Origin of the sequence: Streptomyces sp. NPDC087859, assembly GCF_044742595.1 — a bacterium.
GTDB classification, from domain to species: domain Bacteria; phylum Actinomycetota; class Actinomycetes; order Streptomycetales; family Streptomycetaceae; genus Streptomyces; species Streptomyces canus_F.
Window position 1 is genome coordinate 151,848 of record NZ_JBIUUU010000017.1, and the last position, 25,060, is coordinate 176,907.

Sequence of the window (25,060 nt, forward strand, 5' to 3'; positions counted from 1 at the left end):
GATGGAGTTCAGCGTCTACTTCTTCGCCGCGGACGACCGCCAGTCTCCGCGTGACCGGTACCGGTTCATCCTCGACGTGGCCCGCTTCATCGACACCCGCGGCTTCCGGGCGATCTGGGTGCCTGAGCGTCACTTTCAGGAGTTCGGCGGGAGCTTCCCCAATCCCTCGGTGCTGGCCGCGGCCATCGCCGCCGTCACCGAGCGCGTCGAGCTGAGGGCCGGCAGCGTGGTCGTGCCGCATCACCACCCGGTGCGGATCGTCGAGGAGTGGTCGCTGGTCGACCAGCTCTCCGCCGGCCGGGTGGGGCTGTGCCTGGCGACCGGCTGGCACCGCGGGGACTTCGTGTTCCAGCCCGGCCACTTCGCTGACCGGCGCGAGTACACCCTCGACACCGTCGACACCCTGCGTGCGCTGTGGCGAGGGGAGGAGGTCCCCTTCCCCGGGCCGGAGGACAGCACGCTCTCCGTGCGCACCTTCCCCCGGCCGCACCAGCCGGAGCTGCCCATGTGGCTGGTGCACACGTCCAACCCCGCCACCTGGTTGGAGGCAGGCCGGCGCGACCTCGGTGTGCTGACCCTGCTGGACAGCTGGGAACGGCTCGCGGACAACATCGCCGCCTATCGCAAGGAGCGGGCGGCCGCCGGACTCGACCCGGCGGGCGGCACGGTCACGGTGGGCATGCACACCTACCTCGGGGACGACGAGGACCAGGTGTGGGGCGTCGTCCGAGATCCGGTACGCCGCTATCTGTCCACCTTCCTCACCCAGAAACGGAGCGACGACAGCTCCGCCGCCATGTCGGACGCGGAGCAGGAGCAGCTGGCCACGCTGGTGGCCCGGGACTTCTACGACCGGCGCTCCCTGCTCGGCACTCCGGGCAAGTGCGCCGAGGTGGTCGAGCGGCTCGCCGGCATCGGCGTGGACGAGGTCGCCTGTCTGGTCGACTTCGGGCTGCCGTTCGCCGAGGTGCTGGCCGGCCTGCCCCGGCTGGACGCCCTGCGCCGTGCCTGCGGCCCTGCCGCCGGGCGCACCCGGCCGACGTCGACGGCGCGTCGGCTGGGCGGCTACTACGACCAGTGATCCGTCGTCCGGACACGACGGTGCCCCCGCCCCGACGGGCGGGGGCACCGGACGGGGAATCAGCCGGCCTGTTCGACGAGGAGTTTCACTACAGATTCACGGGAGGTCTGGAAGAAGAAATGGTCGCCCGGTAGCACGTTGAGGGTGAATTTCCCCGACGTGTGGACCTGCCATGCCTCCAGGTCGGTAATTCTGCATTCCGTGTCGGATTCTCCGCCGAAAGCTGATACCGGGCATTCGAGCGGAGTTTCCGGAAGGTATTCGTAGGTTTCCTCGACGGCCACGTCGGCACGCATGGCGGGCACGTACACCTCCTGCATTTCCGCATCGGCCCGCAACGCCGGCGGAACGCTGTGGCAGCGCTCGTCCAGCGCGTTGAGGAAGCGCTCGACGGGCAGGCCGTGGATGGGCGCGTAGCGCGGCGGGAGGTGGGGTGCGGGCTGTGCGCTGACGGCGAGCAGGGCGGGCAGCCGACCGTGTTCGCGGCGCAGCCGACGGGCCACGTCGAACGCCGTCAGCGCGCCTGAACTGTGCCCGAAGAGGACGAAATCGCCGGTCAGAGCCTGTGCGCAGGCGGCGGCAGCGGGACCGGCGAGCTCGCTCATCGTCGTGACGAGGGGTTCTTGACGGCGCACTTCACGGCCCGGGAGGCGCAGCATCCACAGGTCGACGTCGGCCGGCAGCAGATCCGCGAGGCCGTGGTAGGCGGCGGTGCCGCTGCCGGCCCAGGGCACGGCGAGGACGGTCAGCCGGGGATTGCTTCTGCGCCCGGCCCGCAGAAACCAACGGTCGGGATCCAGCCGAATGGAAGTCATGCAGCGAAATGATAGAGCAGTTCAGGTGGGTGTAGGTCAAGAGTCCGAGAATATCTGGGGCTGCGGGCGTCGCGGCGCCGGGGAGGGTGCAGGAATTTTGGCAAGACTATTCTGCGGTATTGATCGGAGGCCCTGGCATGGCTAGTGTCGGGATGCGACCGGGATTCACGAAGCCCTGTGCGGCCCTTTTCCTGCGGCCTGAGGAGGAATTGCTTCATGCGCGCTCTCAGCGGTGACGTCGACGCGGACCTGAGCGCCCCGTCAACACTGCACGGACTGGCGCTGACCCAGGCCCGGCAGCGGCCGCAGGCCGTCGCCGTCCGCCATGCCGGGCGCGCCACCACCTACCGGGAACTCGACGACCGCAGCGCGGCGCTGGCCCGACTGCTCCTCGACCGTGGCCTCGGCGCCGGCGAACTGGTCGGGGTGTCCATGGCGCCCAGCGACCACATGGTGGTCGCCGTGCTCGCCGTGTTGCGGGCCGGAGCGGCCTACGTCGCGGTGGACCCTGCCTATCCCGAGGAACGCATCCGGTTCATCCTGGCCGACAGCGGAGCCCGGACGGTCCTGGTGGACGAGGCGTCCGCCTGGGTGCCCGGCCTCCTGGGGCTGGAGGAACTGCGTGCGGACCGGCCGGCCGAGCCGCGTGAGCCACTCCCGCTGCCCGAGGTGGATCCCTCCCAACTGCCGTACCTCATCTACACCTCCGGCTCCACCGGACGTCCCAAGGGCGCCATGAACCGGCATGCCGGTGTCACCCTGACCATGCGCGGCCTCGCCGAAGCCATCGGCCTGGACCACAGTGACCGGGTGCTGCAGGTGTCGTCGCTCAACTTCGACCTGTCCGTCATCGAGATCTTCGCGACCTTCGCGTCCGGCGCCACCGTGGTCGTCCCGCTCGCGGCGGAGCGCACCGACCCCGGCGCGCTCCTCGATCTGCTGACCGCGGAGTCGGTGACCGTGTGGTCCTCGGCGCCGGCCCTGCTGCGCCCCCTCACCGACACCGCCCGGCGACGCACCGGGACCCTGCCCGAGGCGCTGCGCACGGTGGTGCTGGCCGGTGACCGCTTCCCGCCCGTCATGGCCGCCACTCTCGGTGAACTGGGTCCGTCGGTACGGGCGTTCAACGTGGCCGGCATGACCGAGGTGTCCTGCTGCAGCACCGTCTACCCGGTGCGCAAGGAGGACGCCGAACGGGATGCGATCCCCTGGGGGCACACCCTGCCGGGCCACACCGCCCACGTCCTTGGCGCGGACGGCCGTCCGGTCGCGCGCGGCGAGCGCGGCGAGTTGTACATCGGTGGGGCCGGCGTCGGGCAGGGCTACTGGCGGCGCCCGGAGTTGACCGAGGAACGCTTCGTGCCCGACCCGTTCGCCGAGTCGCCGGACGCGACCATGTACCGCACCGGTGACCTCGCGGCCGTCCGGCCGGACGGCGGCATCGAGTTCTTCGGCCGGCTGGACGGCCAGGTGAAGATCCGCGGCGTACGGGTGGAGACGGGGGAGCTGGAGACCGCCCTGGAACAGCACCCCGATATCCGCGAGGCGGCCGTCGTGGCCCGCCAGGACCGCGTCGGCGAGGGGTTCCTGGTCGGTTACGTCGTACCGGAGCCCGGTCGGCTGCTCACCGCCGCCCAGTGCCGCGAGCACCTGGCCCGGACGGTACCGGCCCACTCCATACCCGGCCGGTTCTTCTTCCTGTCCGGCATCCCACTGCTGCCGAACGGCAAGGCGGACCGCTCCGCGCTGCCCTTCCCCGAGGACACCGCGGCACTCGCCGCCGAGGCCACCGCACCGGACGACGTACTGGTGTCGGCGGTCATCCGGGTGTGGGAGGAGGTCCTGGGCCGTCAGGGCATCGGCGCCCACGACGAGTTCAGCGAGATCGGAGGGCAGTCCCTGGCCGCCATGGAGATCGTCGGCCGCATCCGCGAGGGCTGGGGAGCGGCCACCGGCCTGGCCGCCTTCCTGGACCACTCGACGCCGACCCGCTATGCGGCGCACCTGCGCGCGGCCGGCGCCGCGGCGCCCGAGAACTGACACACCCGCAACCCACCACCCACGAAGGGCATTCCGTGACCACAGCGAACGCCATCCCCGCCGCCGAGCGTGAGATCGTCACCCGGATCGGCGCCTACTACGAGAAGGACGGCATGGCCGCCGACCGCGGCGAGGTGATCGGATATCTGCTGATCTCCGAACCGGCACGGCAGCTGGCCAGCGAGATCAGCGCCAAGCTCGGCATCCCCCGGGACGCGGTCGACAAAATGTCCGACCAACTGGTTCCGGCCGAGTTCCTCATCCGTGAGGAGGCCGAGGACGGCGACTACTACCTCACGCTGCAGGACGCCACCTGGCCCCGGGTCATCCAGCACACCTTCCTGAGCTGGCCGAACTTCCACGAGACCATGGCCGAAGGCCTCAAGGCCCTGGAGGCCGAGGGAGCTTCCGCGGAGCGGCTGGCCCGGCTGCGGAACATGGAGAAGCTCTTCGGCCACCTCGCCACCGAGATGCCGGCTCTCTGGCACCGCTACGAGAAGTCCGCCGCCGCTTCCTGACCGGGCCCTGGGGCGGGTCCGTCTCGCACACGCAGACAAGGGGGAGTTCACCATGCAGACGCCTGCTCCGACCACCCGCCCGGCAATCGACCCCCAGTGGGTGCTCCGCCCGGAGCCACGGGACGGCGCCGCGGTGCGACTGCTGTGCGTGCCGTACGCGGGTGGCGGCACCACGGTCTTCCACGGCTGGGCGGCCGGACTGCCCGACTGGATCGACGTGTGGCTGCTGCGGCTGCCAGGGCGCGAGGTACGGCTCCGGGAGGAACCCCGCACCGACCTGATCCGCCTGGCACGCGAGGCCGCGGACGCTCTGGCGCCGGCTCTCGATGGTCCGTTCGCGGTGTTCGGGCACAGCCTCGGTGCGCTCGTCGGCTTCGAAGTGGCCAGGGAACTGCGCCGCGGTCACGGCCTGGAGGTGTCCCATCTGACCGTGTCGGCGCGCGGCACCCCGGAGATCCCGCAGGCGCAGCGGATGTCCCACCTGCTGTCCGACGAGGAGTTCCTCGACGCGCTGGACCGCCGCTTTCGTGCGGTGCCGCCGCAGATCCGCCGGGACCCGGAGATGCGGGCTCTCTATCTGCCGGTGCTGCGCGGTGACATCGCCATGCTGGAGACGTACCGCTACCGCGCCGAGCGGCCGCTGCGATGTGCGATCACCGCGCTCTCGGGCAGCGACGACCAGGAAGCGCGCGAGGAGGACATGCGCGGCTGGCGCCACCACGGTGCCGGCGGCTTCACCCAGCACACCTATCGAGGCGGGCACTTCTTCCTCCAGGAGCACCGGGCCGCCCTGCTGGGCCTGCTGGCACAGGACCTCGCGCGCACCGTGGTGCCCTGACCTGTTCACTCGCGCGGGTGGCTGAGGTTCCGCTTGTCTTGTCAGTGCAGTACGTTCGGAATACGCTGAACGCCATGGCACTCACACACGACGAGGCCCTGCGCTTCGCCGAGGACGTGGCCCTGTACTTCGAGCAGGACGCCGGTCTTCCCAGGATCACCGGCCGCGTCATCGGGTGGCTGCTGATCTGCGATCCGCCGGAGCAGACGGCGGGGCAACTGGTCGACACCCTGGGCGCGAGCAAAGCATCCATCTCCACCTCCACCCGCCAGTTGATGCAGGCGGGTCTGGTGGAGAAGGTGTCCGTCCCCGGAGACCGGCGCACGTACTACCGGATCAACGACGAGGGGTGGGTCACCTCGGTCTTCGAGCGTCTCGCCGCCGTCACCAACATCCTCAAGGTGCTGGACAAGGGCAGCGCACTCCTGGCGCACGAATCCCCGGCCCGCCGGGCCCGGTTGGAGAACGTGGCCGACCTGTACCGCTGGATGCAAAGCGAACTGCCGCCGTTGCTCGCCCGCCACCGCGAGCAACGGCTTCACGATGGAGGAGAGAAGTGACCTTAGCGGCGATCGAGACGACCGGTCTCACCAAACGGTATCCCGGGGGCCGCGGCGTCGCCGACCTCGATCTCGAGGTCCGGCGCGGGGAGATCTTCGGTTTCCTCGGCCCCAACGGGGCCGGGAAGACGACGACCATGAAAATGATCCTCGACCTGATCCGCCCCACCTCCGGCACGATCCGCGTCCTGGGCCTCGACCCCGTGACCCAGGGCGCGGAGTTACGTGCGCAGATCGGCTACCTGCCCGGCGAACTCGTCCTGGAGGGCGCGGAGAACGTGGGCGAACTGCTCGGGTTCTTCGCACGGTTACAGGGCCACGTGGACCCCGCCTGGGTGACGGAGCTCAGTGAACGCCTGGAACTGGACCGCACCCGCAAGGTGAAGAATCTGTCCAAGGGCAACAAACAGAAGGTCGGCATCGTCCAGGCCTTCATGCACCGGCCCGCTCTGCTCGTGCTCGACGAACCGACCAGCGGCCTCGACCCCCTGATGCAGCAGGTCTTCTTGAACCTCGTCACCGAGGCCAAGGCGGACGGACAGACGGTCTTCATGTCCTCGCACATCCTCAGCGAGGTCCAGGAGGTCGCCGACCGGGTGGCCATCATCAAGGACGGGCACCTGGTGACCGCGGGCACCGTGGAGTCGCTCCAGCGCCAGGCCGTCAGCCAGGTGGAGATCCGCTTCGGCGAGCCCTTCAGCACCGAGGACTTCACCGGACTGGCACATGTCGCCGGAGTCCGCGTCGAGGGGCACACACTGCACTGCAGTGTCGACGGCAGCGTCGACGCCCTGATCAAGCAGGCGGCTCGCTACCGCGTGGACGCACTGTTCTGCCACAAGCCGGACCTGGAAGCCATCTTCATGGACGAGTACGTCAAGGAAGGCGCCTCCGTTGTCCACTGACCTCCCCGTTTTCGGCAAGGCGATCCGAGACCAGCGGCGCGGACTGCTGCTGTGGGCCCTGGGCATCGCGGTCGTGATGGCCATCTACACCTCGTCCTACGCGCAGGTGAAGGATCAGGGCGACGCCCTGGACTCGATCCCCTCGGGCATGGCGGGCGCCATGAACTTCGACGACCTCACCAGCGGCGCCGGCTTCCTCGAAGGCACGGTCTTCGGCCTGCTCGGACCGCTGCTCCTGCTCATCTTCGCCATTTCCACCGGCACCCGGGCCATCGCCGCCCCAGAGCAGTCCGGGGTGCTCGACCTGTACCTCGCCTACCCCATCACCCGCCGGCGCCTCGGCCTCGAACGGTTCGGCGCGCTCTTCACGGCACTTTCCGCCCTCACCCTGCTGATCGCCCTTGAGGTGACCGGTCTGGCGTCCTCGCAGGACATGAACGTGCCGGCCGGCAACATCGTCGCCGGTGCGGTCCAACTCGGCCTGCTGGCCCTGTTCTTCGGCGCACTCGCCCTGTGCGTCGGAGGCGTCACCGGCAGCAGGCCCGTCACCCTCGGCGCGACGAGCGCCGTGGCCGTCGGAACGTACGTGCTCAACGCGATCGCCTCGCAGATCGACGGCCTGCACTTCCTGCAGCGCCTCACCCCCTTCTACTGGGCGCAGAGCACCCACCCCCTGCGCGACGGCTTCTCCCTCGGCGGTGTGGTCGTCCTGCTCGCCGCGACCGCGGTCGTACTGGCCGTCGGGATGCGGTCCTTCTCCAGGCGCGACATCAACAGCTGACACGCGCCGCTCCTGTCGCCACCGCGAACTCGCGGACAAGACCCTGCCGGGGCCGGGCATCTCGCCCGGCCCCGTGCTTGCAGTGCTGCCCCCTGCCGTTCGTCCGACAGTGTGGAGGTACGTGTCCATGGCAAGGCCGGTGATCTCCGGGATCCTGACCCACCTGCGCCGCTTCGACCGTCCGCAGTACGCGGCGTATCTGGCCGGTTGCGTGATCTTCTCGTACGGCGCCTCCTGCTTCATCGCGGCAGACCTGGGCACCGACCCGCTCGACGTCTTCGCGCTCGGCCTGCTCGACCACCTGCCTCTGACGATCGGTATCGCGCAGGCACTCTTCGCGGCCCTGTGCATCGCGATCTGGGCGGCGTGGAATCACCGCCGTCCGGTCATATCGCCGTTCGTGACCTTCTTCTTCTGCGGCAGCCTCATCGACATCGCCCGCGCCGCCGACCTCGCCGAACTGCCCGTACCGAACGCCGTCCTCATGTTCGTCGGCAGCCTGCTGTGCGCGTACGGCTCCTCCCTGATCATCATCAGCGGCATCGGTATCCGGGCCATGGACCTGATCGCCATCAGCATGGTCGAACACTGGCGACTGCCGTTCTGGGCCGCCAAGTCCAGCACCGAACTCGTCCTCCTGGTCAGCGGCTGGCTGCTCGGCGGACCTGTCGGCATCGGTACGGTCTGCTTCCTCGTCGTGGTCGACCTTCTGGTCCAGCCCTTGATGCGCCTCAACGGCACCGTCCTCCGCCTGCCCAACGCGGGCATCCCCAGCCTGAGCGTGGTCGAGAGCCGCGCCTGACGTCGGTGCGCGACCAGGGCCGCAGCCCGCTGCCGCAGCACCTGGTGGAGATCGCCGGTGTGGTGCTCGCCGTCCGCGGCGGCGCCCGGTCATTGGGCGACCACCGCCGAATTCGTCAACGGTGTCCGTCGCGGCACATGACCTGCTTGCCCCGCTGCACGGGGGACAGGACGTGCATCAGCGGCAGGCTGCGGGGCACCCGAGGTCAGGTAACCATGCGGGCTGATGCTTCGAGGGAGGGCGCGATGAGCGGCAAGGACAAGGCCGAGCAGGCAAAGGGTGACCTCAAGCAGGCCGGCGAGCACGTCAAGGACGTCTTCAAGGACTGACCCCCACGCCTCCCTGCACCGCAAGGGGGCCGCAGCCACCTCCTCGCAAGGGTGCTGCGGTCCCTTGCTGTGTCCACCCGGATGACGTGCGAGAGATGCCGCGAACATGGCTATGCCGGTGTGTGATGGCCCTCCTTTGCTCAGGGACCCTTCTGAGCAGGTGGCGGGGAGAGAAGACGGGGTGGGCCTTGGCTTAGCTCCTGTCGTCCCGGTGGGGTGATGCGGGGGTGCCGAGAGGCTGCATACTCGATGATCATTGCGGGGCTGTGGAGCCTCGCGCCGGGTTGTAAGGGTCGGGTTCAAGGGTGTGGGGGATATGACGGACGTGAAAGATCTGGCCGCTGCGGACGTGGTGGAGAACCCGGCCGTACCGGAGCGCCAGAGTGGAGTTGTGGCGCGCTGGTTGCTCCGGCACCGGGTGCATGCGGTCAGCCCGGCGGATGAGACAGGTGCGGACGAGTCTCATGCCTGGTGGAAGGTGATGTGCCTGACCGGCGTCGACTACTTCTCCAGCCTGGCCTACGTGCCGGCGATCGCCGCCCTCGCAGCCGGTGCGGTCTCCCCGCTGGCCACGCTCGTGCTCGTGCTTCTGACCCTGCTGGGGATGCTGCCGATGTACCGGCGGGTGGCCCGCGAAAGTCCGCACGGGGCCGGATCGGTGGCGATGCTCGAGGACCTGCTGCCGTTTTGGCGGGGCAAACTGTTCGTCCTGGTCCTGCTCGGGTTCGTGGTGACCTCGTGGATCATCACGATCACCCTGTCCGAGGCCGACGCCTCCGTGCATCTGGTGGAGAACGCCTACGCCCCGCAGGCATTGCACGGACACGAGGTCGCCATCACCGTGGCACTCCTGGTGCTCCTCGGCGGGGTGTTCCTGCTCGGGTTCAGCGAAGCCGTGAGCGTAGCCATCCCACTGGTCGCCATTTTCCTCACGCTCAACGCGATAACCATCGGCGTCGGCCTGGTGGATATGTTCACCAGCCCGGGCCCCCTTTCGGCATGGAGCAGTGCGCTCGTCGAAGGCGGCGGGCTGGGTGACCTGGCCGGGCCCGCGCTGCTGGCCTTCCCGCTGCTGGTGCTGGGCCTGTCCGGGTTCGAGACCGGGGTGAGCATGATGCCGCTCATCTCCGCCGAGGGCGAGACCACCGAGCAGCGGCAGAAGTCCCGCATCCGCAACGCCCGCAAGCTGCTCACGACCGCCGCACTGGTCATGAGCGTCTACCTGCTGGCCGCCAGTTTCGTCACCACCGTCCTCATCCCCCACCGGGAGTTCGAGGAAGGAGGCGGGGCCAACGGCCGAGCCCTTTCCTGGTTGGCCCACGAACACGTCGGGGAAGCCTTCGGTACCGCCTACGACATCAGCACCATCCTGATCCTCTGGTTCGCCGGCGCCTCCGCGATGGCCGGACTGGTCAACATCGTCCCGCGCTATCTACCGGCCTACGGCATGGCCCCCGAATGGGGCCGCGCAGTGCGACCCGTCGTCCTCGTCTACACGGCCCTGTGCATCATCATTACCTTCGCCTTCGACGCCGATGTCGACGCCCAGGCCGGCGCCTACGCCACCGGAATCCTCGCCATGATGGTCTCCGGCGCGTTCGCCGTCACCGTCTCCGCCCATCACCGCCGCCAACGCGCCGTGACTGTGGGGTTCGCTGCGCTCACCGCGGTGCTGCTCTACGCGCTGGTGGCCAACATCATCGACAAGCCGGACGGCATCACCTTCTCCGCGATGTTCATCGTCGGCATCATCATCGTCTCGCTGATCTCCCGCATCTCACGCACCACCGAACTACGCACAGAGAAAATCGAATTCGATGAGGCCGCCCGCCAGTTCATCGCCGACACCCTCGCCCACGACAACGCCATCAACATCATCGCTAACCGGCGCGAGGCCGGCGACGGCGCCGAGTACGCCGACAAGGAACGGGAGCAGCGCGGCACCAACCCGGTACCCGGCCTCGCCGACGTGATCTTCCTGGAGATCGACGTGGTGGACCCGTCCGACTTCAGCGAGACCCTCTCTGTTCACGGCGTCGAAGTCGACGGGTACCGGATCCTGCGCGCCGAAGCCCCCGCCGCACCGAACGCCATCGCCGCGATCCTCCTCAGCCTGCACGAGACCACCGGCGTCCAGCCGCACTGCTTCTTCGCCTGGGCCGAAGGCAGCCCCCTGACCCACATGTTCCGCTACTTCCTGCTCGGCCGCGGCGACACCGCCCCCGTCACCCGCGAGATCATCCGCCAGCACCAGCCCGATCCCGCCCGCCGCCCCGGTATCCACGTCGGAGGCTGACGCCCCACCGCCCTACCTGCACCAGCCCCAGATGCAAGCCGACGCAGAGGAAGGCCCGGGTGCCAGGCATGGCAGCCCGGGCCCAGGCGGCGGCGAGAAGCCAGCCCTCTGTCAGAGGAATCCTGTACACAGGGCAGGCGGCGGCGGGGCTGGATGTGCCCGGGCACGCCTCTGATGCTCAGCCCGGCAGAGCCTTGGTGAGCACGTGACACACGGAATTCCCGCTGCCAGGACGGAGTTCGCCGAACTCATCCCAACCCCATGCCCCAAAGGCAGCCTGCGCCACCGTGTTGGCGGGGTCGACCAGGACGACCGCCAGTTCCGCATGGCTGGCGGAGAGCAGTCTTTCCTGAAGGCGACCGCCGATCCCGCGACGACGGTGCTCCGGCAGCACCATCAGCTCGGCCAGGACGAACGCCTTGCCGGAGGCGGTGAGTTCCTCGACCTCGTCGGGAACGACACCGACGAATCCCCGCCACCACGAGCCGTCACGGTGCAGCGGATACCCATACGCCACCCCCGCGGGTTCGTCGTCATCGCCGTCCTCATCGTCAGCCACCACCATGCCGAAGCCCGGACGTTGGACATCCTCCGCGAGTCTGGCCAGGAACCGTTCGCGATTGCGGTACTCCTCACCCGGGGGTTCCTCGTAGGCAGCCACGTACAGGTCCGCCAGCTCCTCCCGGTCACCGTCAGCCTGCCACCGGCTCAGCTTGCGGAAGAACACCTGCCCCATACCCATCCCCTCGCCCCTGGCCCCCGGCAGTCAGACTGCCCCATCGCCACTGAACCTATTCGGGGCGCCAGGCCCCCACTCGATGACCGTGCCCCTGCTTTACCCGCCGCAGCGAGGCATCTCTTTCCAAGACCGTCCGCCTGGTCAACCTTCTCATCGGCGTCGTCATCAACTCCCTTGAAGAAGCCCGCGAATTCGAAGGAGCAACCCCCCAGCCACGGGAACAACCCGCGGCACCCGACGCCTGCACGCACGCATCGCAACAGCCCGTCAGGCACTCGACGCGCCGGAAGCCGACCCGGCCACTCAGCCCGCACCCCGGCCTCACGAATAGGAAGCCCCCATCGCGGCACCCCATCGCGCCCCGCCTCAACTGGACGCTCACGGATCGTGTCGCCGCAGGCAACTCCCCACCGGGCACGGCCAGACCGACGATGCCCGCACCGGGGCGAAACCTCACCGCTGACCGAGGTGGCGTCCCGCCGAGTGGTGTAGCCATACCGGCCGTGTGGCTCCGCCCAGAGCCGAGGCAACTGCGTCGGCCAACTGACCTGCGGAGTCACGAACCCCGCACCTCTCCACCACTCGGCGGGACACCACCCCGACCGACCGTGAACGCGGCCAGGGCAGAGGCTGTCCCGCACGCGCCGTGCCGGACACCGAAGCGCTGCTGGTCAGGCAGATCCCGCCAGGGCCGGTTCGGAGTCGCGATCACTCGGCAGGGCGAAGGCAATGCGCGGTGCCGCAGGACTCCAAGGCTCGGCACACCGTCGAGTGCGGCATCAACCGCCTCAAGCCGCCGTGCCGTGGCCACGAAGGACGGACTATCGGCAGTGGTCCGCTACGAGGCGACCGTCCTTGTCGCGGCCTTCAATGAATGGCTGTGCCCAGCGTCATCGAGAGTGATCCAGTAGCGGCGCTTGACCCCAATTTCGGTGCTGCGCACATCCTCGAGGACGCCGCCATTGCTTTCGATGGTGCGCGCGGAGCCGACGTTGCCATCGTCACAGGTGAGAAGAACCCGGTCCAGACCGAGCGCCGGTGCCTTGAGGAGAACCGCTCCCAGCGCCCACGTGGCCAGTCCGCGTCTCCTGGCAGAAGGCCGAACGTTGTAGCCGATGTGTCCGCCGCCTTCCAACAGGAGGGCGTTCAGATAGTGCCGAAGATCGATGGCCCCGAGGTATGACTCGCCGTCGACGATCCACCAGTGGGTGGCGTGGACGCGGCCTTCCCCGACAGGCAGCGACCGGTCCGATTGCTGCCGCAGTCGCTCGACCCATGAGGCGAACCCTTGCGGGCTGTCGAGATCATCGTCACCAACCAGCCGCAGGCCGGCCCCGTCCTGGTGAGCACCAGGTTGCCACTCGTCGCGCGCCGTGAGCCACGAGGAATGCAACCGTCCAGTGGGAGCGATCAGTTCAGCCATGCGAGGGACGATAACACCCACACCCCCTATCTGATCAGGCACTTTATGTCAGCTCGGAAGCCTGCCCGTCGGATGGAGTGCAGCGGGTAAGCCAGCTCAAGGCGAGATCGGCTCATGCGCAAGGGCTGCATGTCACGGGCGAAGGGCGCGGTGGGCCTGCTGCGCAGCCAGCCGGGCTCGGCACGTTCGATTCCTTGATAAGCGTCGGGATGCGCCGTGTGATCGTGGGCGATGGGCGGCTTTCCGGCGGTGCCTTGTCTATCGGGCGTCGTCGGGACTGCCCGCGAGAGACCCGCCTATCCAGAAGGGCAGCGCCTTTTGATCTTTGCTCAGTGACCGTCGTATGGCGTTCACCAACTGCACCTGGGCTTGGGCGGGCGCCCTGCTGGCCTGGGCGAACTCTTCCTGGTTCAACGGATCACGTGCCGGGTCGCGTGCCGGGTCACGCGCCACCTGGTCCAGGAAGGCGCCGATCGCCCTGCCGAAGTTGTCGATCTCCGCCGCGACGGCCGCGGGGGCGACCAGGCTGGCACGGGTCAGGGCCGCGCTCCACTCGCTCCAGTCGTAGTCCCATCCCTGCCGATCGGCATGGGCGCGGCTGATGGTCATCGTGAACTTGGCGTAGTGGCTGATCAGTTCTTGATAGGCGAGCAGCTGCTTGTCCCGTAGCCACTGACGGTCCTGGGCCCGGTGCGTGACGATGCCCCCGACCAGGACCCCGATTGTGGCGGACAGCGCCCCAGTGCCTGTGGTGACCAGTGTGTCCAGCAGTGCCACGCCAGGCCCCGTATTTCCCGTTGTTCGAACAAAGGCGGATCGAACGTACTGGTGACCAGCCTCTGATGACAATGCTCAACTGCGGGGCGTACGAGCCAGAGCGGCGGGTCACGCGAGCTGTTCTTTTTGATGCGGTTCGCGGAGCCGTCCGAGCTGCGGCGGAGCGTGAGCCCGGCGGTGACGGCGCGGAGATCATTGGTGAGCCGGCGGGCGAAGCTGCTCAGGCCGGGCAGGCCTGCCGTGAGGCCGTTGTCGATCCAGGCGTCCAGAACCGCTGTGAGCTGCCGGTGTTCGTCTTCAAAAGCGAGCTTGGTCGGCGGGTGAGCCAGCCGGTGGCCGGCCGCGCGGTCGGCGGTGCCGGGGGCGACTGTGCGGTCCGGCGGGGCTGACGGAGTCCCCCTCTCCAGGGCGCCGTCTCGGCCCGTATCGGAAGCCGTGAGCCGATGTTCCTGCCTTTGGCCAGGAGCCAGATCATGAGGAGGAGTTCGCCTACGCCCGTGAACACGGCCACTTCGGCCCACTAGCCGGAGGAGAGGGAGGTGCCGAGGCTGTCCACGAGGTAGCCGAGCCCCGCGAGGGCCAGCAGGACGCCCAGCACTCGGGGTACGTAGTCCGATCTGAAGGCGAGCAGTCCCAGCAGCAGGTGGATGCCGAAGAAGATGAGCCCGGCGTTCCAGATGCCGTAACGCAGTCGCCCTGCTCCTGGCGAAGACCGCCAAAGGAGCCATGGCCAGGATTCCCGTTCCCGCGACCAGAGCGGCGTCGCGGACCGTCAGCGAGGTCCCGCGGGGCGGGTTCATCCGGGGACGCGCTTGGGTGTCGGCCGCTCATCACGATCGACTGTGCCGGGCGCCGGCACGATGACGCGGAATCCCTTGAAGATCAGCAGCAGCGGAAGCACAGCTTCGAACAAGCCACCAGGAACGTAGAACATCGCCCCGGCACCGGAGTTGATGTCCAAGAGCCCCAGCAGGTCACTCGCCACTCCGGCCAGCAGAACGGCGTAACCCACGAGTCCGAGCGCCGAAAGCCACCGTGCGACCAGCCCGGAACGCAGCAGCAGATAGGACTGGGGTCCTGACCTACTCAGCGTCACCGACAGCCGCCCCGCGCCGGGCTTCACGTTCCGTACGGCCGCCGCCGCACTGCGGCGGCGGCCGTACGTGGCGCGAGGATGGGAGGCCCCCCTCCACCGTGTCCTCGCGCGCTGTCCTCCGCGGCGGCGGGACTGGTGAGAACACCCAGTCTGGAAATGCCGGGAGGACGGAGACTGGAGCCGCTCACTGCGGCGATGCGGCTCCGGCCGGGCCTGGTTTCCGACTCGAGGGCTGGGAGCCTGGATGGGAAGACCTACTGGTACCTGGCACGGTCGCAGTCCCGTCTTCCCCGCGTGAAGCCTAGAGCAGATGCAAGCGAAGCGGAACAGGGCCTTTCACGGGCGCCGCCCATGCCCCGGGACATCGTCACGCGCCCCTCCTCGGCACCTGGGGGTCGGCCATCACCTGGTCGTGCAGGCGGGCACAGGTGCGGGTGATCAGACGGGATACGTGCATCTGGGAGACGCCGAGTTGCAGACCGATGCGGGCCTGCGTCATCTCGCGGAAGAACCTCATGTACAGGATCTGGCGTTCGCGTTCGGGCAGAGCCCGCAGCAGAGGTCGGAGCGCCTCACGGTCGACGACCCGGTCGAAGCCGGGCTCCGTGCCACCGAGGGTGTCGGTCAGCGGGTAGCTGTCCACGGAGCGGGCGGGCATGGCGTCCATGGACAGGGCAGTGAAGCTCTCCAGCGCGGCCTGGCCCAGCCGTACCTCCGCCTCGGTCAGGCCAGTGTGCGCGGCGATCTCGGGGACGGAGGGTTCGCGTCCGCCCCGCGCAGAGCCAAGCTCGTGACCGGCGGCACGGACCCAGCCGCGCAGCTCCTGTACGCGCCGCGGCACATGCACGACCCAGAGCTCGTCGCGGAAGTGCCGCTTCACCTCGCCGAGGATCGTCGGTATGGCAAAGCTCGGGAAGGCGGTGCCGAGACTCGGGTCGAAGCGGGACACCGCCTTGACCAGGCCCAGTTGGGCGACCTGGTTGAGGTCCTCGAAGGTCTCGCCGCGGTGCCGGAAGCGCCGGGCGAGCCGTGCGGCCATCGGCATCCAGGCGCACACCACCTCCTGCCGCAGCGCGGACCTCTCCGGGCTGTCCGGCAGGGCGGCGATGCGGCGGAACGCTGCGTCGGTGTCCGGTGTGTCGTCGTAGCCGTGGGGGCGTGCGCTTCGTGAGCTCTGCGTGCGTACGTATGGCATGGGCACGTGTCTCCCTGATCGGCGGGCATCACTCACCGTGGGAGGCTGGCAGACCGCAGCGCGCAGAGGAGCAGCGACAGCTGCTCGCACGGGCGTGCCTCCGGTCCGAAGCACGCCGGACGGATTCCCGCGCAGCCCGCGTTCAAACACGGATTCCGCCGTGCGCCCGCGTCCACCCGCGGCTGTCCGCGGATGGGCCGACACGTTCACCGTTCGTCCATCGCGGCACCCCAGATCCCCGTGCCTCAACGGGCGCCGGCAGGGCTCCGATCCGGGGCTATGCTGGCGTACAGACGTCCCGGACCCCGGCGCCGCACGGCCCATCGGCCACGATGGCACTCCCGCACATCTGCCGGTCTCCTGAACCGAGGCGCCTCATGCGCACCCCGCTGCAACCGCCCGACCCCGAAGGCTCCGAGCGTCTCGGCCTGGACACGGTGCGGCTGCGCCGACTGAACCGCTGGCAGGCCGAGGGCCTGCGGGAGGACCTGGCGGATCTGTACGTGGAGTCCTCCGCCACCGAGCCGGGTGAGGAGTTCCACGACCGGCAGAAGTTCCTGCACCGTCTGGCCGACCACGTGAAACTGCCGGGATTCGACATGCTGGTCGCCGAGGCGCAGGCCCTGACCGGCTGTGTCGTCGGATTCCCCGTGCCGCGCGACGGCTCCTGGTGGCACGGGTTCGAAGGTCCGCTGCCACAGAACCTGGAACAACTGACCGCGTCCGGGCACGTCTTCGCGATCCTCGAAACCGTCGTCCATCCGCACCAGCACGCCCACGGACTCGCCCGCCGGCTCCAGGAGCGCCTGCTCACCGACCACCACGCCTCGCTCGGCGTCACCCTGGTGGAGCACTCCGACCGTCCGGTGGGTGCCGCCCTGGAGGCGTGGGGCTGGCAGGACGCGGGGCGGATCCGGCGCCCGCCCGAACCGACAGCCCTGCGGCTCATGGTTCTTCCCCTCGGGGAACGCACGGCGGATCATCCGGACGGCCTCGCTCACGACGACCGTACCCAGCGGCCCGAATAGCCGTCCGCACCGGCCGGAAACGGCTGGTTCGCAAGCGTGCAGGAGCGCGTGGAGTCGTTGCCGGAACTGGAGGCAGGGCGGTGCGGCGGATCGCGGCGGCACGACATCCCGGACACTCCGCCCGCCGGCGCCTTCGACCGGACCGCTGTCCTGAGTGCACGCCCGGTCGCGCCCAGCGCCTGGGAGCTGAAGTGTGCCGGAGCGCACGGGAACTGACACGGCGTGGGCGCGAACGGGATTCGGCCATGGTGCGACGGACGGGCGCGGAATTCGTACGCCTTGCTTTCCCAGGTCCTTCCCCGTGCGTCGGGCGGGATCCCCCGTGTCGCTCGGCGTGAGTGGGGGGCGGGGCGGGTGGGGTGGCGGAATCTGCTTCCGCGTCCGCCACGGGCCGTGTCGTTGTGGTTCTCTGGCGGGACGCCGGCTGCGGCCCGCCACCCGGGGGTCGCCGTAGGTGACAGAGGCGATCCCCAGTGCGTGATGCGGGGATGCGCCCGACGAGATGACGCGCCCGGCCCCCGCGTGTGCCCTGTGGTGAGAGAAGGGCTCCCTCCCATGCCGGTTTTGCGCGTACCGACCCCGTCGATGGCGGCGGCCGGTTTGTCCACCGCTCTCGTCGGCCTTGCCCACAGGCTCGCCGCGTACGGCGGCGGCCCTGTGCCGACGGCGGCGGGCCGGATAGCCAGTGCTCTCGTGAGCCCGCTTGCGAGTCCCCTCGCTGCGGACGACTACCTCGGCCTGATCGACCCGCTGCTGTCCGCCCGCCGTCCCGCGGGCCGGGTGGTCGCCGTGCGGCCGGAGTGCGCCGGGGCGGCCACGCTGGAGATCCGCCCCGGGCGCGGCTGGGCACCACACCGGCCCGGGCAGCACCTGCCGGTGGGGGTGGAGATCGATGGCGTACGGCACTGGCGTACGTACTCGATCACCTCACCCCCCGAGTGGCCGGGCCGGACACTGACCATCACGGTCAAGGCGCATCCCGGCGGCCGGGTCTCCCCGCACCTCGTGCACCGCACCCCGCCCGGCACCGTGCTCCGACTCGGCCCCGCACAGGGCGAGTTCACACTGCCGGAGGATCCGCTGCCGCCGCGCCTGCTGATGGTGACGGCGGGCAGTGGCATCACCCCAGTGGCGGGGATACTGCGCACCTTCGCGGGCCGCCGCTTCCCCGGGCCCGCCCCCGACGTCGTACTCCTGCACAGCGCACCCTGCCCGGACGAGTTCCTCTTCCGTGCCGAACTGGCCGCTCTGACAGCCCGGTTGCCCTGGCTGAGCGTCCACGCGCGGTACACCCGCACTGCGGGCCGACTGGTCCCCGAGCACATCGGCGTGCTCTGTCCGGACTGGCGCGACCGGGAGACGTGGGCCTGTGGTCCGGACGGACTGCTCGACACACTGGAGCGGCACTGGGCGGCTGCCGGGGCCGGTGAGCGGTTGCGCGTGGAGCGTTTCCGGCCTGCCCTCGTGCTGTCGCCGGGCGCCGCCACGACCGGCGGCCGGGTCCGGTTCGAACGCAGCGGCGTCGAGACCGACGTGTCCGCTGCCGTCCCCCTCCTGGAGGCGGGGGAGGCGGCGGGTGTGGCGATGCCGCACGGCTGCCGCCGGGGGCTCTGCTTCGGCTGCCTCGTCCCGCTGGTCCACGGTCGTGTCCGTGATCTGCGGACCGGTGAACTGCACGGTGAACCGGGCGAGTTGATCCAGACCTGCGTCAATGGTGCGGCAGGTCCGCTCGTCCTCGCTCTCTAGGCCCCTCAAGGAGCCTGTGATGTCCGCAACTGCTGTACCTGTCACCTCTCTTCATTCCGTCGAGGATCAAACGGAGCTGCTCGGTGAGGAGTTGGACCGGATCCGAGGCGAGATCGTCGCGGCGCGCGGCGCGAAGGACGCTCGCTACATCCGTACGGTGATCGCCGTCCAACGCGGCCTGGAAACCGGCGGTCGCGCCGCCCTGGCCGTATCCCTCTTCCCGCCCGCCTGGCTCGCGGGCACCGCGCTGCTGACCACCGCCAAGATCCTGGAGAACATGGAGCTGGGCCACAACATCCTGCACGGCCAGTGGGACTGGATGGGCGACCCGGCGATCCACTCCACCACCTGGGAGTGGGACTTCCTCACCCCCGCCGACGCCTGGAAGCACACCCACAACCACCTGCACCACACCTACACCAACGTCGTCGGCCTCGACCGGGACCTCGGCTACACGATCCTGCGCATGAGCCCGGACCAGCCCTGGAGTCCGGCCCACCTCCTCCAGCCGCTGTACACCGCGCTGCTGGCCCCCGTCTTCGAGTGGGGCATCGCCCTCTACGACCTGGAGGCGGACGCCGTCCCGTCCGGCCGCAAGAGCGTGCGGGCCCTCCTCGGCGACCTGGCCGGCCTGGCCCGCAAGGCGGTGCACCAGGCGGCCAAGGACTACGTCCTCTTCCCGCTGCTCGCGGGCCCGTCCGCGCTGCCCTGCCTGGCCGGCAACGTCGCAGCGAACGGGCTTCGCAACATCTGGGCGCACACCGTGATCTTCTGCGGCCACTTCCCGGGCGACGTCCGGACCTTCTCGTACGAGGAGGAACAGCTGGAGGGCGAGACGCGCGGTGGGTGGTACCTGCGCCAGATCCAGGGCTCGGCGAACATCGAGGGCGGTCCTCTCCTCCACCTGCTCACCGGCAACCTGAGCCACCAGATCGAGCACCACGTCTTCCCCGACCTGCCCAGCAACCGCTACGCCGAAATCGCGCCACGGGTGCGTGAGATCTGCGCCCGGCACGGGATCACGTATGTGAGCGGGCCGCTGTGGCGCCAGTACGCGTCCATGTGGGGCCGCGTCCTTCGGTACGCGGTGCCGGACGGGTCCCGGCGCCGCCGGGCTTGGGCCGGCTGACGGCGCGAGCCGCACCAGCCGCAGTACGCTGGACCGTGGGTTGGCTCACTCTCACGTGCAGCCGCCCGGAAGGGCGGCTCCGGCGTGGTTGCGCCGGAGCCGTTGTCACAGCCGCACTGGCGGTTCCGGCCAGACGGCGACCTCCAGGGGACGCGGCACGCGTCGACCGGTGTCCTGCGCCGGAGGGACAGTGCGACTCGGCCCGGGAGCGGCTCTGGGACTCCGAAGGCGGGCACGGAGCCCGTCCTACGCCCTCTCGCAGCCCCGCGACGGACGGCCTCGACCGGCGGCAGCCGATCAGTATCCGGGTGCTCGGCGTCGGTCCGTCCGCTTCCCGTACTTGCACGGATCGTGTCCGTGCAACGGCTCGCCGGATCTGTTCATCACCGCGGGGTCCCGGATCGGTCGACTCAGGTAGCCGGTCCCGGGGTACCGCGATTGCTGGGCAGAGTCCGTTCGGTCGGCCGGAAGAGTACCCTGGTGTTACCGAGGGTATTTCGCGCACCGGCCTCTACGCCTGTGTCGTTTTCGGTGATTGATGACGCCGGGCCGGTTGCGACCGGTCCGGAGCAGGGTTCGCATCATGACTGCGACCGTTTCGTACCCGCCGACACTCGGACACCGGACCTCCGCTCCATCTCTCCGCGCGTCGTCGGCTCTCATCGGTTCGACACCGGCACCGCTGCGTGGCGCCTGGTGGCCCCGTTCCCGTGCTTCGGCGGCGGAATTTCCCTCATTGACTTTCGTGTTCGATCCGCAGACGACTCCCGTCTCGGCCGCCTGGCTGATGGCCGCCGCGAGCGACCCACTGCGCACCTCGACCACGGGCCGTCTGATGGCGGAGGCGGCGCGCCGGCGCACCGTGTCGGAGAGCGAGCGGGCCGTGCAAGCTGTCTGGGACGCCGAAGGAGGCCACGAGGCCCGCGCTCCGACCGCGCGTCCACGGATCCCGGCCGTCATCGCTGCGGTGATCGGCGTCCCGGCAGCCGCTCTTGCGATGCCGGATCCGGCGCGGAGGGTGTGAGGGCCATGGAGACCTTCGTGACCGTGCTCGTGCTCCTGGCGATGGTTGCTGTGGGCGTGCTCCTGATCCATCTGCTCAACAACCAGCACGCCGAGCGCATCACCGCTTTCCCCTACGGCCGTTCCCGGTTGGCCGTCCGGGGTGCGGCGCCCTCGGACCCGCAGAAGGCTCGCGGTCGTGCCGGAACGAGCGGCACCGGCGATCGCCGCGACCACCGCGACGGGGGACGCGGGAGACTCCGGCCACGGCGCCCGACCCGTACAGGAGAGAAGTGAGTCGCCATGCTCCCCGCCACCCACCCCGTCAGGCTGCTGGCAGACACCAGCAGTGAGCCGGTGCTCCCCGGGACCGCGGTCCTGCGGATAGAGACGACGCCCCAGCGCACGGGGACGTTCGACGGTGCGTGGTGGCCGAGGACGCGCGACCCTGAGAGTCAGCTCTCCGGACTGCTCATCGCGTTGGCTGCGCGGCTGGGCCCGATCGCCCGCGTCGGCCTCGACGCGAGCGCGTGGGACAGCGCACCGGGCCGTCTGGTCGTCGAGGGGCATCCAGTCCGCATCGACTGGTCCGCCGCCTCGGACAGCACGATGATCGTCACCCGGGGCGACCAGGACCATTTCCTGTTCCTGGTGATCCCTCCGGAGACGGCACCCTCGCCGGCGCGCGCCGCGATGGCCATGGCCGTACGGGACGACAACGCCGTGTCAGCCGAGCGGATTCTGGCCGCCACCGGCGTTACCCAGGCCGACCGGAGCGATGTACCGCGGAGTTCGCCCGGCCGAGCCCGGCCGGTGTAGCAGTGCCTCGACAGCCGTGGTCCCGGCGGCCGCGCCGGCATCGGGCAGGACCCGGAGGAGCCGGATCGGCCCGCTGCCGCTCAGCGCCCCGACGACGACACGGCTCAGGGCGGCAAGGCCCAGGGTGTCGCAGCAGGTGACGCCGGACAGGTCGAGGGGCAACTGCCTCACGGGACTGTGACATGCGCCCGGAAGACGCTCGCGCAGTCCCGGAACGGTGGCGCGAGCGAGACTGCCGCTGACGACGTCCCTTCTCGTAGTACTCCGGCATATCGGCGATCGCAGGCCGCCTTCCGGGAGTTCGGGGAATTTCTGAGGGGACGAGGGGAGCCGCGGCACGTGCAGGCGCGCACTCCGTCACCGCCGCTCCGCCGCATGAAGGCGCCGCAACGCCCGGTGCAGCTCCCGCCGCAGCTGTTCCGGGAGCGCCTCGTCCTTCGTCGTGGCGACCAGGGCAACGGCCACGTCCCGGAGCTTGACGTTGCAGTGCTGCGACACGTCCACCAGCAGGTCCCAGGCCCGCTCGCTGGAACACGGCGCCAGGGCCATCACCATGCCGCGTGCCTGGTCGATCACCGCACGACTTGCCAGCGCCTGTCCCAACTGGTCAACTTTGGCCCGCAGTTCGAGAATCTCGACCGCCAACGCGGCGTCCCCGGTCGACGTGACAGCCGTCACCAGCCACTGTTCTTCGCGGGGCGTGGTCACCTGGTGCATGGTACGTACCTCACAACGCGGTCATCGTGTCCATGAGCGGTCAGCGGCGCGCCAGTTGCCGTTCGCCGGCCGCGCCGGGCTTGTAGCCAAGTCCGTAGTGCTTGAAGATCGCTTCCTCCTGCTCGGCGGGCAGCACGTCGTCGGTGCCGATCGAAGGAGCCTGCCTCACCAGTTCTTTGACGTAGCAGACCCTGAGATAGTCCGGCCCGGCGGTCGCGTCCGCCAAGGGGACGAAGACCAGCCTGTGTCGCGTGGGGAGCCCGATGCGGACCGTGGCCATGGCCGGTTCATCCGTGGCGGTGTCCACGTACACGGCCTCCAGGAGACCGATCTTGTGCGACTGGGCATCCACGACGTCACGGTCACGCCACTCCCGGACATCGGCTGCGTGAATCATGGCCTTCCCCTTCCGGACGGTTCCTCCGCCGATGGTGCGTGGCACCCTCGGCCTTCCGCGTAGAGCCGCCGCAGCCCCCGCTGTCTGCGCGGCTCGCCCTCCCAGGTGCGACCAGAGCTGCTGCCACCTCCGGAAGTTCGGTCCTGCACTTCCGCGAGAGGTCCACCAGCAGGCCCTTGGCCGGCCCACGGTGACGGGAAGCCAGGACCATCACCATGCCGCACGCCTGGTCGACGACCGCACGGGCGGCCAGCTCCCGCCGCCCGGGCCCTTTGGACGTCAGGCCGATTCACCGGTCACTCGCGGCGTTCACGGTCCTGACGGTCCTCGCGCCTCCAGCGCGCTCGGTTCTGGCGGCTGTAGCGGCGGGCCCAGCGGTCCTGACGGTCCCGGCGCTCCTGGTAGTCCCGGTAGCCCTCGAGATCGGAACCGTCGCCACGGATCCAGCCTCCCCCTCGATCGCGGCCGTAGCGGGTGGCGCCGAAGAGCAGCACGGCCGCGGCCACCCACCAGAGGGGGCTGAGAAAGCCGAGGCCGAACAGGGCCACGATCAGGATGACAAGCAGAACGAACACGGCAGGCCTCCTCGGAGCGGATCGATGCATCGCTGCCGGGGGCCAGGGCCTGTTCGAACAGTCTAGCCCTATCCAGAGGTCGCGGAGAGCGGCCCGTGCCCACGCCTTTCGACGCAACCGGTCGAAAGCGGATGGCCACTTGGCGTCTGCCCGGGGCGGGGAGGGCTACCGTGCGCGCCCGCAGGTCCCGTCACAGGGACCGAACGTCCTTGCCCCGATGGGGACCGGGTGCCGGACGGGACCCCGCCGCCTGCCCGTTCCGGACGGACGAACCGCCTGGGGCGGGAGGTGGGGTCGTTCGGCCCCTGCCGTGTGCGGGGACACCGGACGATGCTGGATACACGGCAGGGCGGCTCGTCGCGTCAAGGTCACACCAGGCCACACCGGCAGCCCTGCGGACGGACCCGGGCGATTCCCGTGCTCCGCCGACGCACTCCGGGACTTCGCGTGGCAACGACGAGGTCCTCATATTGAGGAGCAGCACCATGGAAGCTCTGATCTTCCTTCTGGTCATCGCGATCCTCTTTGCCCTGGTGGCACTGGCCATGGCCGTCAAGATCGTCAAGCAGTACGAACAAGGGGTGCTGTTCAGGTTCGGCCGACTCGTCGGATCACGGGAACCGGGGCTGCGGGTCATCGTCCCGGTCGTGGATGTACTGCACCGGGTGTCGCTGCGGATCGTGACGATGCCGATCCAGTCCCAAGGCATCATCACCCGCGACAACGTGAGCGTCGATGTGTCGGCGGTCGCCTACTTCCGGGTTGTGGACGCGGTGAAATCGGTCATCGCGATCGAGAATGTTCACACGGCGATCAACCAGATCGCCCAGACCACCCTGCGCAAGGTCGTCGGCCAGCACACCCTCGACGAGACACTCTCGGAGACCGACCGCATCAACCTCGGCATCCGCGAGATCCTCGACGTCACGACCGCCGAATGGGGTGTGGAGGTCACCCTGGTGGAGCTCAAGGACATCCAGCTCCCCGACAGCATGAAGCGGGCGATGGCTCGCCAGGCCGAGGCCGAGCGCGAGAAGCGCGCCAAAATCATCAACGCCGAGGGCGAATCACTGGCTGCCGCGGCACTCGGCGACGCCTCGGACATCATGATGAACCACCCGCTCGCACTCCAACTCCGCAATCTCCAAAGCCTGGTGGAGATCGGCGTGGACAAGAACACCACCGTTGTCTTCCCCGCCCCCCTGATGAGCACCATCGGCGAACTCGGCTCCTTCCTCGCTCGCGAGACAGCAGCGGCCGCCACGGCCATCGCGCCGCCGTCCGGCGACGACACCAGGACCGACCCCGCCCCGGTACTGAACGGGGCGACCACCGTCTGATTGACGGCGTCGCCAATGCGGGGGGCCGGCCCGGCACGGGCGGGGCCGGGACCCCCCATGCGGCCCCGGGCCCCGGGGGCCCGTGTGCGGGTGCGCAATGGGGGACCGCGGG

General features: G+C 69.5%; 27 protein-coding genes. 16 read left to right on the forward strand and 11 right to left on the reverse strand.

Annotation, left to right across the window (positions count from 1 at the left end):
* The first annotated feature begins 1 nt into the window (after nucleotide 1).
* Nucleotides 2-1,081, forward strand: a complete 1,080-nt coding sequence (locus ACIOHP_RS36245) for a MupA/Atu3671 family FMN-dependent luciferase-like monooxygenase (RefSeq protein ID WP_361551372.1) — start codon at nucleotides 2-4, stop codon at nucleotides 1,079-1,081.
* A 59-nt stretch (nucleotides 1,082-1,140) separates the two neighbouring features.
* Here the strand turns inward: ACIOHP_RS36245 and ACIOHP_RS36250 are convergent, their stop codons facing one another.
* Entirely contained in the window at nucleotides 1,141-1,815 is a 675-nt protein-coding gene (locus ACIOHP_RS36250; protein ID WP_401894044.1) for a thioesterase II family protein, read from the reverse strand.
* Between the two features lie 297 nt (nucleotides 1,816-2,112).
* Between ACIOHP_RS36250 and ACIOHP_RS36255 the strand changes: the two genes are divergently transcribed.
* The 8 genes from ACIOHP_RS36255 to ACIOHP_RS36290 all read left to right on the forward strand — a co-directional run bounded on the left by ACIOHP_RS36255 (nucleotide 2,113) and on the right by ACIOHP_RS36290 (nucleotide 10,965).
* A complete protein-coding gene (locus tag ACIOHP_RS36255) occupies nucleotides 2,113-3,936 on the forward strand; it encodes a non-ribosomal peptide synthetase (protein WP_401894046.1) in 1,824 nt (607 codons plus the stop codon).
* A 35-nt stretch (nucleotides 3,937-3,971) separates the two neighbouring features.
* Nucleotides 3,972-4,454, forward strand: coding sequence for a hypothetical protein (locus tag ACIOHP_RS36260; RefSeq protein ID WP_361551381.1), 483 nt, complete (start codon nucleotides 3,972-3,974; stop codon nucleotides 4,452-4,454).
* Between the two features lie 52 nt (nucleotides 4,455-4,506).
* A complete protein-coding gene (locus tag ACIOHP_RS36265; RefSeq protein WP_361551384.1) occupies nucleotides 4,507-5,292 on the forward strand; it encodes an alpha/beta fold hydrolase in 786 nt (261 codons plus the stop codon).
* A 74-nt stretch (nucleotides 5,293-5,366) separates the two neighbouring features.
* Nucleotides 5,367-5,852, forward strand: coding sequence for a MarR family transcriptional regulator (locus tag ACIOHP_RS36270; protein WP_361486441.1), 486 nt, complete (start codon nucleotides 5,367-5,369; stop codon nucleotides 5,850-5,852).
* A complete protein-coding gene (locus ACIOHP_RS36275; protein WP_361551387.1) occupies nucleotides 5,849-6,757 on the forward strand; it encodes an ABC transporter ATP-binding protein in 909 nt (302 codons plus the stop codon). Before ACIOHP_RS36270 ends, ACIOHP_RS36275 begins: the two co-directional genes overlap by 4 nt.
* On the forward strand, nucleotides 6,747-7,538 hold the full coding sequence (locus ACIOHP_RS36280) for an ABC transporter permease subunit (RefSeq protein ID WP_401894048.1): 792 nt from the start codon (nucleotides 6,747-6,749) through the stop codon (nucleotides 7,536-7,538). The genes ACIOHP_RS36275 and ACIOHP_RS36280 overlap by 11 nt, the downstream gene beginning before the upstream one ends.
* A gap of 127 nt (nucleotides 7,539-7,665) precedes the next feature.
* A complete protein-coding gene (locus ACIOHP_RS36285) occupies nucleotides 7,666-8,340 on the forward strand; it encodes a hypothetical protein (RefSeq protein WP_361551392.1) in 675 nt (224 codons plus the stop codon).
* Nucleotides 8,341-8,985: 645 nt separating this feature from the next.
* Nucleotides 8,986-10,965, forward strand: a complete 1,980-nt coding sequence (locus tag ACIOHP_RS36290; RefSeq protein ID WP_401894050.1) for an amino acid transporter — start codon at nucleotides 8,986-8,988, stop codon at nucleotides 10,963-10,965.
* A 178-nt stretch (nucleotides 10,966-11,143) separates the two neighbouring features.
* Here the strand turns inward: ACIOHP_RS36290 and ACIOHP_RS36295 are convergent, their stop codons facing one another.
* The 6 genes from ACIOHP_RS36295 to ACIOHP_RS36320 form a co-directional block, all read right to left on the reverse strand.
* Nucleotides 11,144-11,707: a GNAT family N-acetyltransferase gene (locus tag ACIOHP_RS36295; RefSeq protein WP_401894051.1), complete on the reverse strand. Its 564-nt coding sequence runs from the start codon at nucleotides 11,705-11,707 to the stop codon at nucleotides 11,144-11,146.
* An 835-nt stretch (nucleotides 11,708-12,542) separates the two neighbouring features.
* Nucleotides 12,543-13,127, reverse strand: a complete 585-nt coding sequence (locus ACIOHP_RS36300; protein ID WP_361551401.1) for a GNAT family N-acetyltransferase — start codon at nucleotides 13,125-13,127, stop codon at nucleotides 12,543-12,545.
* Between the two features lie 258 nt (nucleotides 13,128-13,385).
* The gene (locus ACIOHP_RS36305) at nucleotides 13,386-13,904 is read right to left on the reverse strand and encodes a hypothetical protein (protein WP_401894053.1); all 519 of its coding nucleotides are present in this window, start codon (nucleotides 13,902-13,904) and stop codon (nucleotides 13,386-13,388) included.
* A 520-nt stretch (nucleotides 13,905-14,424) separates the two neighbouring features.
* Complete coding sequence (locus tag ACIOHP_RS36310; RefSeq protein WP_401894160.1) at nucleotides 14,425-14,595, reverse strand: DUF4386 family protein; 171 nt, start codon at nucleotides 14,593-14,595, stop codon at nucleotides 14,425-14,427.
* 105 nt (nucleotides 14,596-14,700) lie between these two features.
* Nucleotides 14,701-15,027, reverse strand: coding sequence for a DUF4386 family protein (locus ACIOHP_RS36315; RefSeq protein WP_401894055.1), 327 nt, complete (start codon nucleotides 15,025-15,027; stop codon nucleotides 14,701-14,703).
* A gap of 340 nt (nucleotides 15,028-15,367) precedes the next feature.
* Nucleotides 15,368-16,195 (reverse strand): SigB/SigF/SigG family RNA polymerase sigma factor, encoded by an 828-nt coding sequence (locus tag ACIOHP_RS36320; RefSeq protein ID WP_361551412.1) that lies wholly within the window; start codon nucleotides 16,193-16,195, stop codon nucleotides 15,368-15,370.
* 377 nt (nucleotides 16,196-16,572) lie between these two features.
* Between ACIOHP_RS36320 and ACIOHP_RS36325 the strand changes: the two genes are divergently transcribed.
* The 6 genes from ACIOHP_RS36325 to ACIOHP_RS36350 all read left to right on the forward strand — a co-directional run bounded on the left by ACIOHP_RS36325 (nucleotide 16,573) and on the right by ACIOHP_RS36350 (nucleotide 21,919).
* On the forward strand, nucleotides 16,573-17,223 hold the full coding sequence (locus tag ACIOHP_RS36325; RefSeq protein WP_361551415.1) for a hypothetical protein: 651 nt from the start codon (nucleotides 16,573-16,575) through the stop codon (nucleotides 17,221-17,223).
* Between the two features lie 555 nt (nucleotides 17,224-17,778).
* Nucleotides 17,779-18,969 (forward strand): ferredoxin reductase, encoded by a 1,191-nt coding sequence (locus tag ACIOHP_RS36330; protein ID WP_401894056.1) that lies wholly within the window; start codon nucleotides 17,779-17,781, stop codon nucleotides 18,967-18,969.
* 19 nt (nucleotides 18,970-18,988) lie between these two features.
* A complete protein-coding gene (locus ACIOHP_RS36335; RefSeq protein WP_401894057.1) occupies nucleotides 18,989-20,098 on the forward strand; it encodes a fatty acid desaturase family protein in 1,110 nt (369 codons plus the stop codon).
* Nucleotides 20,099-20,681: 583 nt separating this feature from the next.
* Nucleotides 20,682-21,122 carry a DUF5994 family protein gene (locus tag ACIOHP_RS36340; protein ID WP_401894058.1) on the forward strand — a complete coding sequence of 147 codons (441 nt, stop codon included), beginning with the start codon at nucleotides 20,682-20,684 and terminating at the stop codon, nucleotides 21,120-21,122.
* Between the two features lie 5 nt (nucleotides 21,123-21,127).
* Nucleotides 21,128-21,397 (forward strand): hypothetical protein, encoded by a 270-nt coding sequence (locus ACIOHP_RS36345; RefSeq protein WP_401894060.1) that lies wholly within the window; start codon nucleotides 21,128-21,130, stop codon nucleotides 21,395-21,397.
* A gap of 6 nt (nucleotides 21,398-21,403) precedes the next feature.
* Nucleotides 21,404-21,919, forward strand: a complete 516-nt coding sequence (locus ACIOHP_RS36350) for a DUF5994 family protein (RefSeq protein ID WP_401894062.1) — start codon at nucleotides 21,404-21,406, stop codon at nucleotides 21,917-21,919.
* A gap of 357 nt (nucleotides 21,920-22,276) precedes the next feature.
* Here ACIOHP_RS36350 and ACIOHP_RS36355 read toward each other — a convergent pair whose 3' ends face one another.
* The 4 genes from ACIOHP_RS36355 to ACIOHP_RS36370 all read right to left on the reverse strand — a co-directional run bounded on the left by ACIOHP_RS36355 (nucleotide 22,277) and on the right by ACIOHP_RS36370 (nucleotide 23,608).
* Nucleotides 22,277-22,636, reverse strand: a complete 360-nt coding sequence (locus ACIOHP_RS36355) for an ANTAR domain-containing protein (RefSeq protein WP_401894063.1) — start codon at nucleotides 22,634-22,636, stop codon at nucleotides 22,277-22,279.
* A gap of 40 nt (nucleotides 22,637-22,676) precedes the next feature.
* Complete coding sequence (locus tag ACIOHP_RS36360) at nucleotides 22,677-23,033, reverse strand: PRC-barrel domain-containing protein (RefSeq protein ID WP_401894065.1); 357 nt, start codon at nucleotides 23,031-23,033, stop codon at nucleotides 22,677-22,679.
* Entirely contained in the window at nucleotides 22,999-23,250 is a 252-nt protein-coding gene (locus ACIOHP_RS36365; RefSeq protein ID WP_401894066.1) for a hypothetical protein, read from the reverse strand. Before ACIOHP_RS36365 ends, ACIOHP_RS36360 begins: the two co-directional genes overlap by 35 nt.
* Nucleotides 23,251-23,329: 79 nt before the next feature.
* Nucleotides 23,330-23,608: a hypothetical protein gene (locus ACIOHP_RS36370; RefSeq protein WP_361551444.1), complete on the reverse strand. Its 279-nt coding sequence runs from the start codon at nucleotides 23,606-23,608 to the stop codon at nucleotides 23,330-23,332.
* Between the two features lie 485 nt (nucleotides 23,609-24,093).
* Here ACIOHP_RS36370 and ACIOHP_RS36375 point away from each other — a divergent pair, with 485 nt between their 5' ends.
* Nucleotides 24,094-24,948: a slipin family protein gene (locus ACIOHP_RS36375; protein ID WP_401894067.1), complete on the forward strand. Its 855-nt coding sequence runs from the start codon at nucleotides 24,094-24,096 to the stop codon at nucleotides 24,946-24,948.
* Nucleotides 24,949-25,060 lie beyond the last annotated feature (112 nt).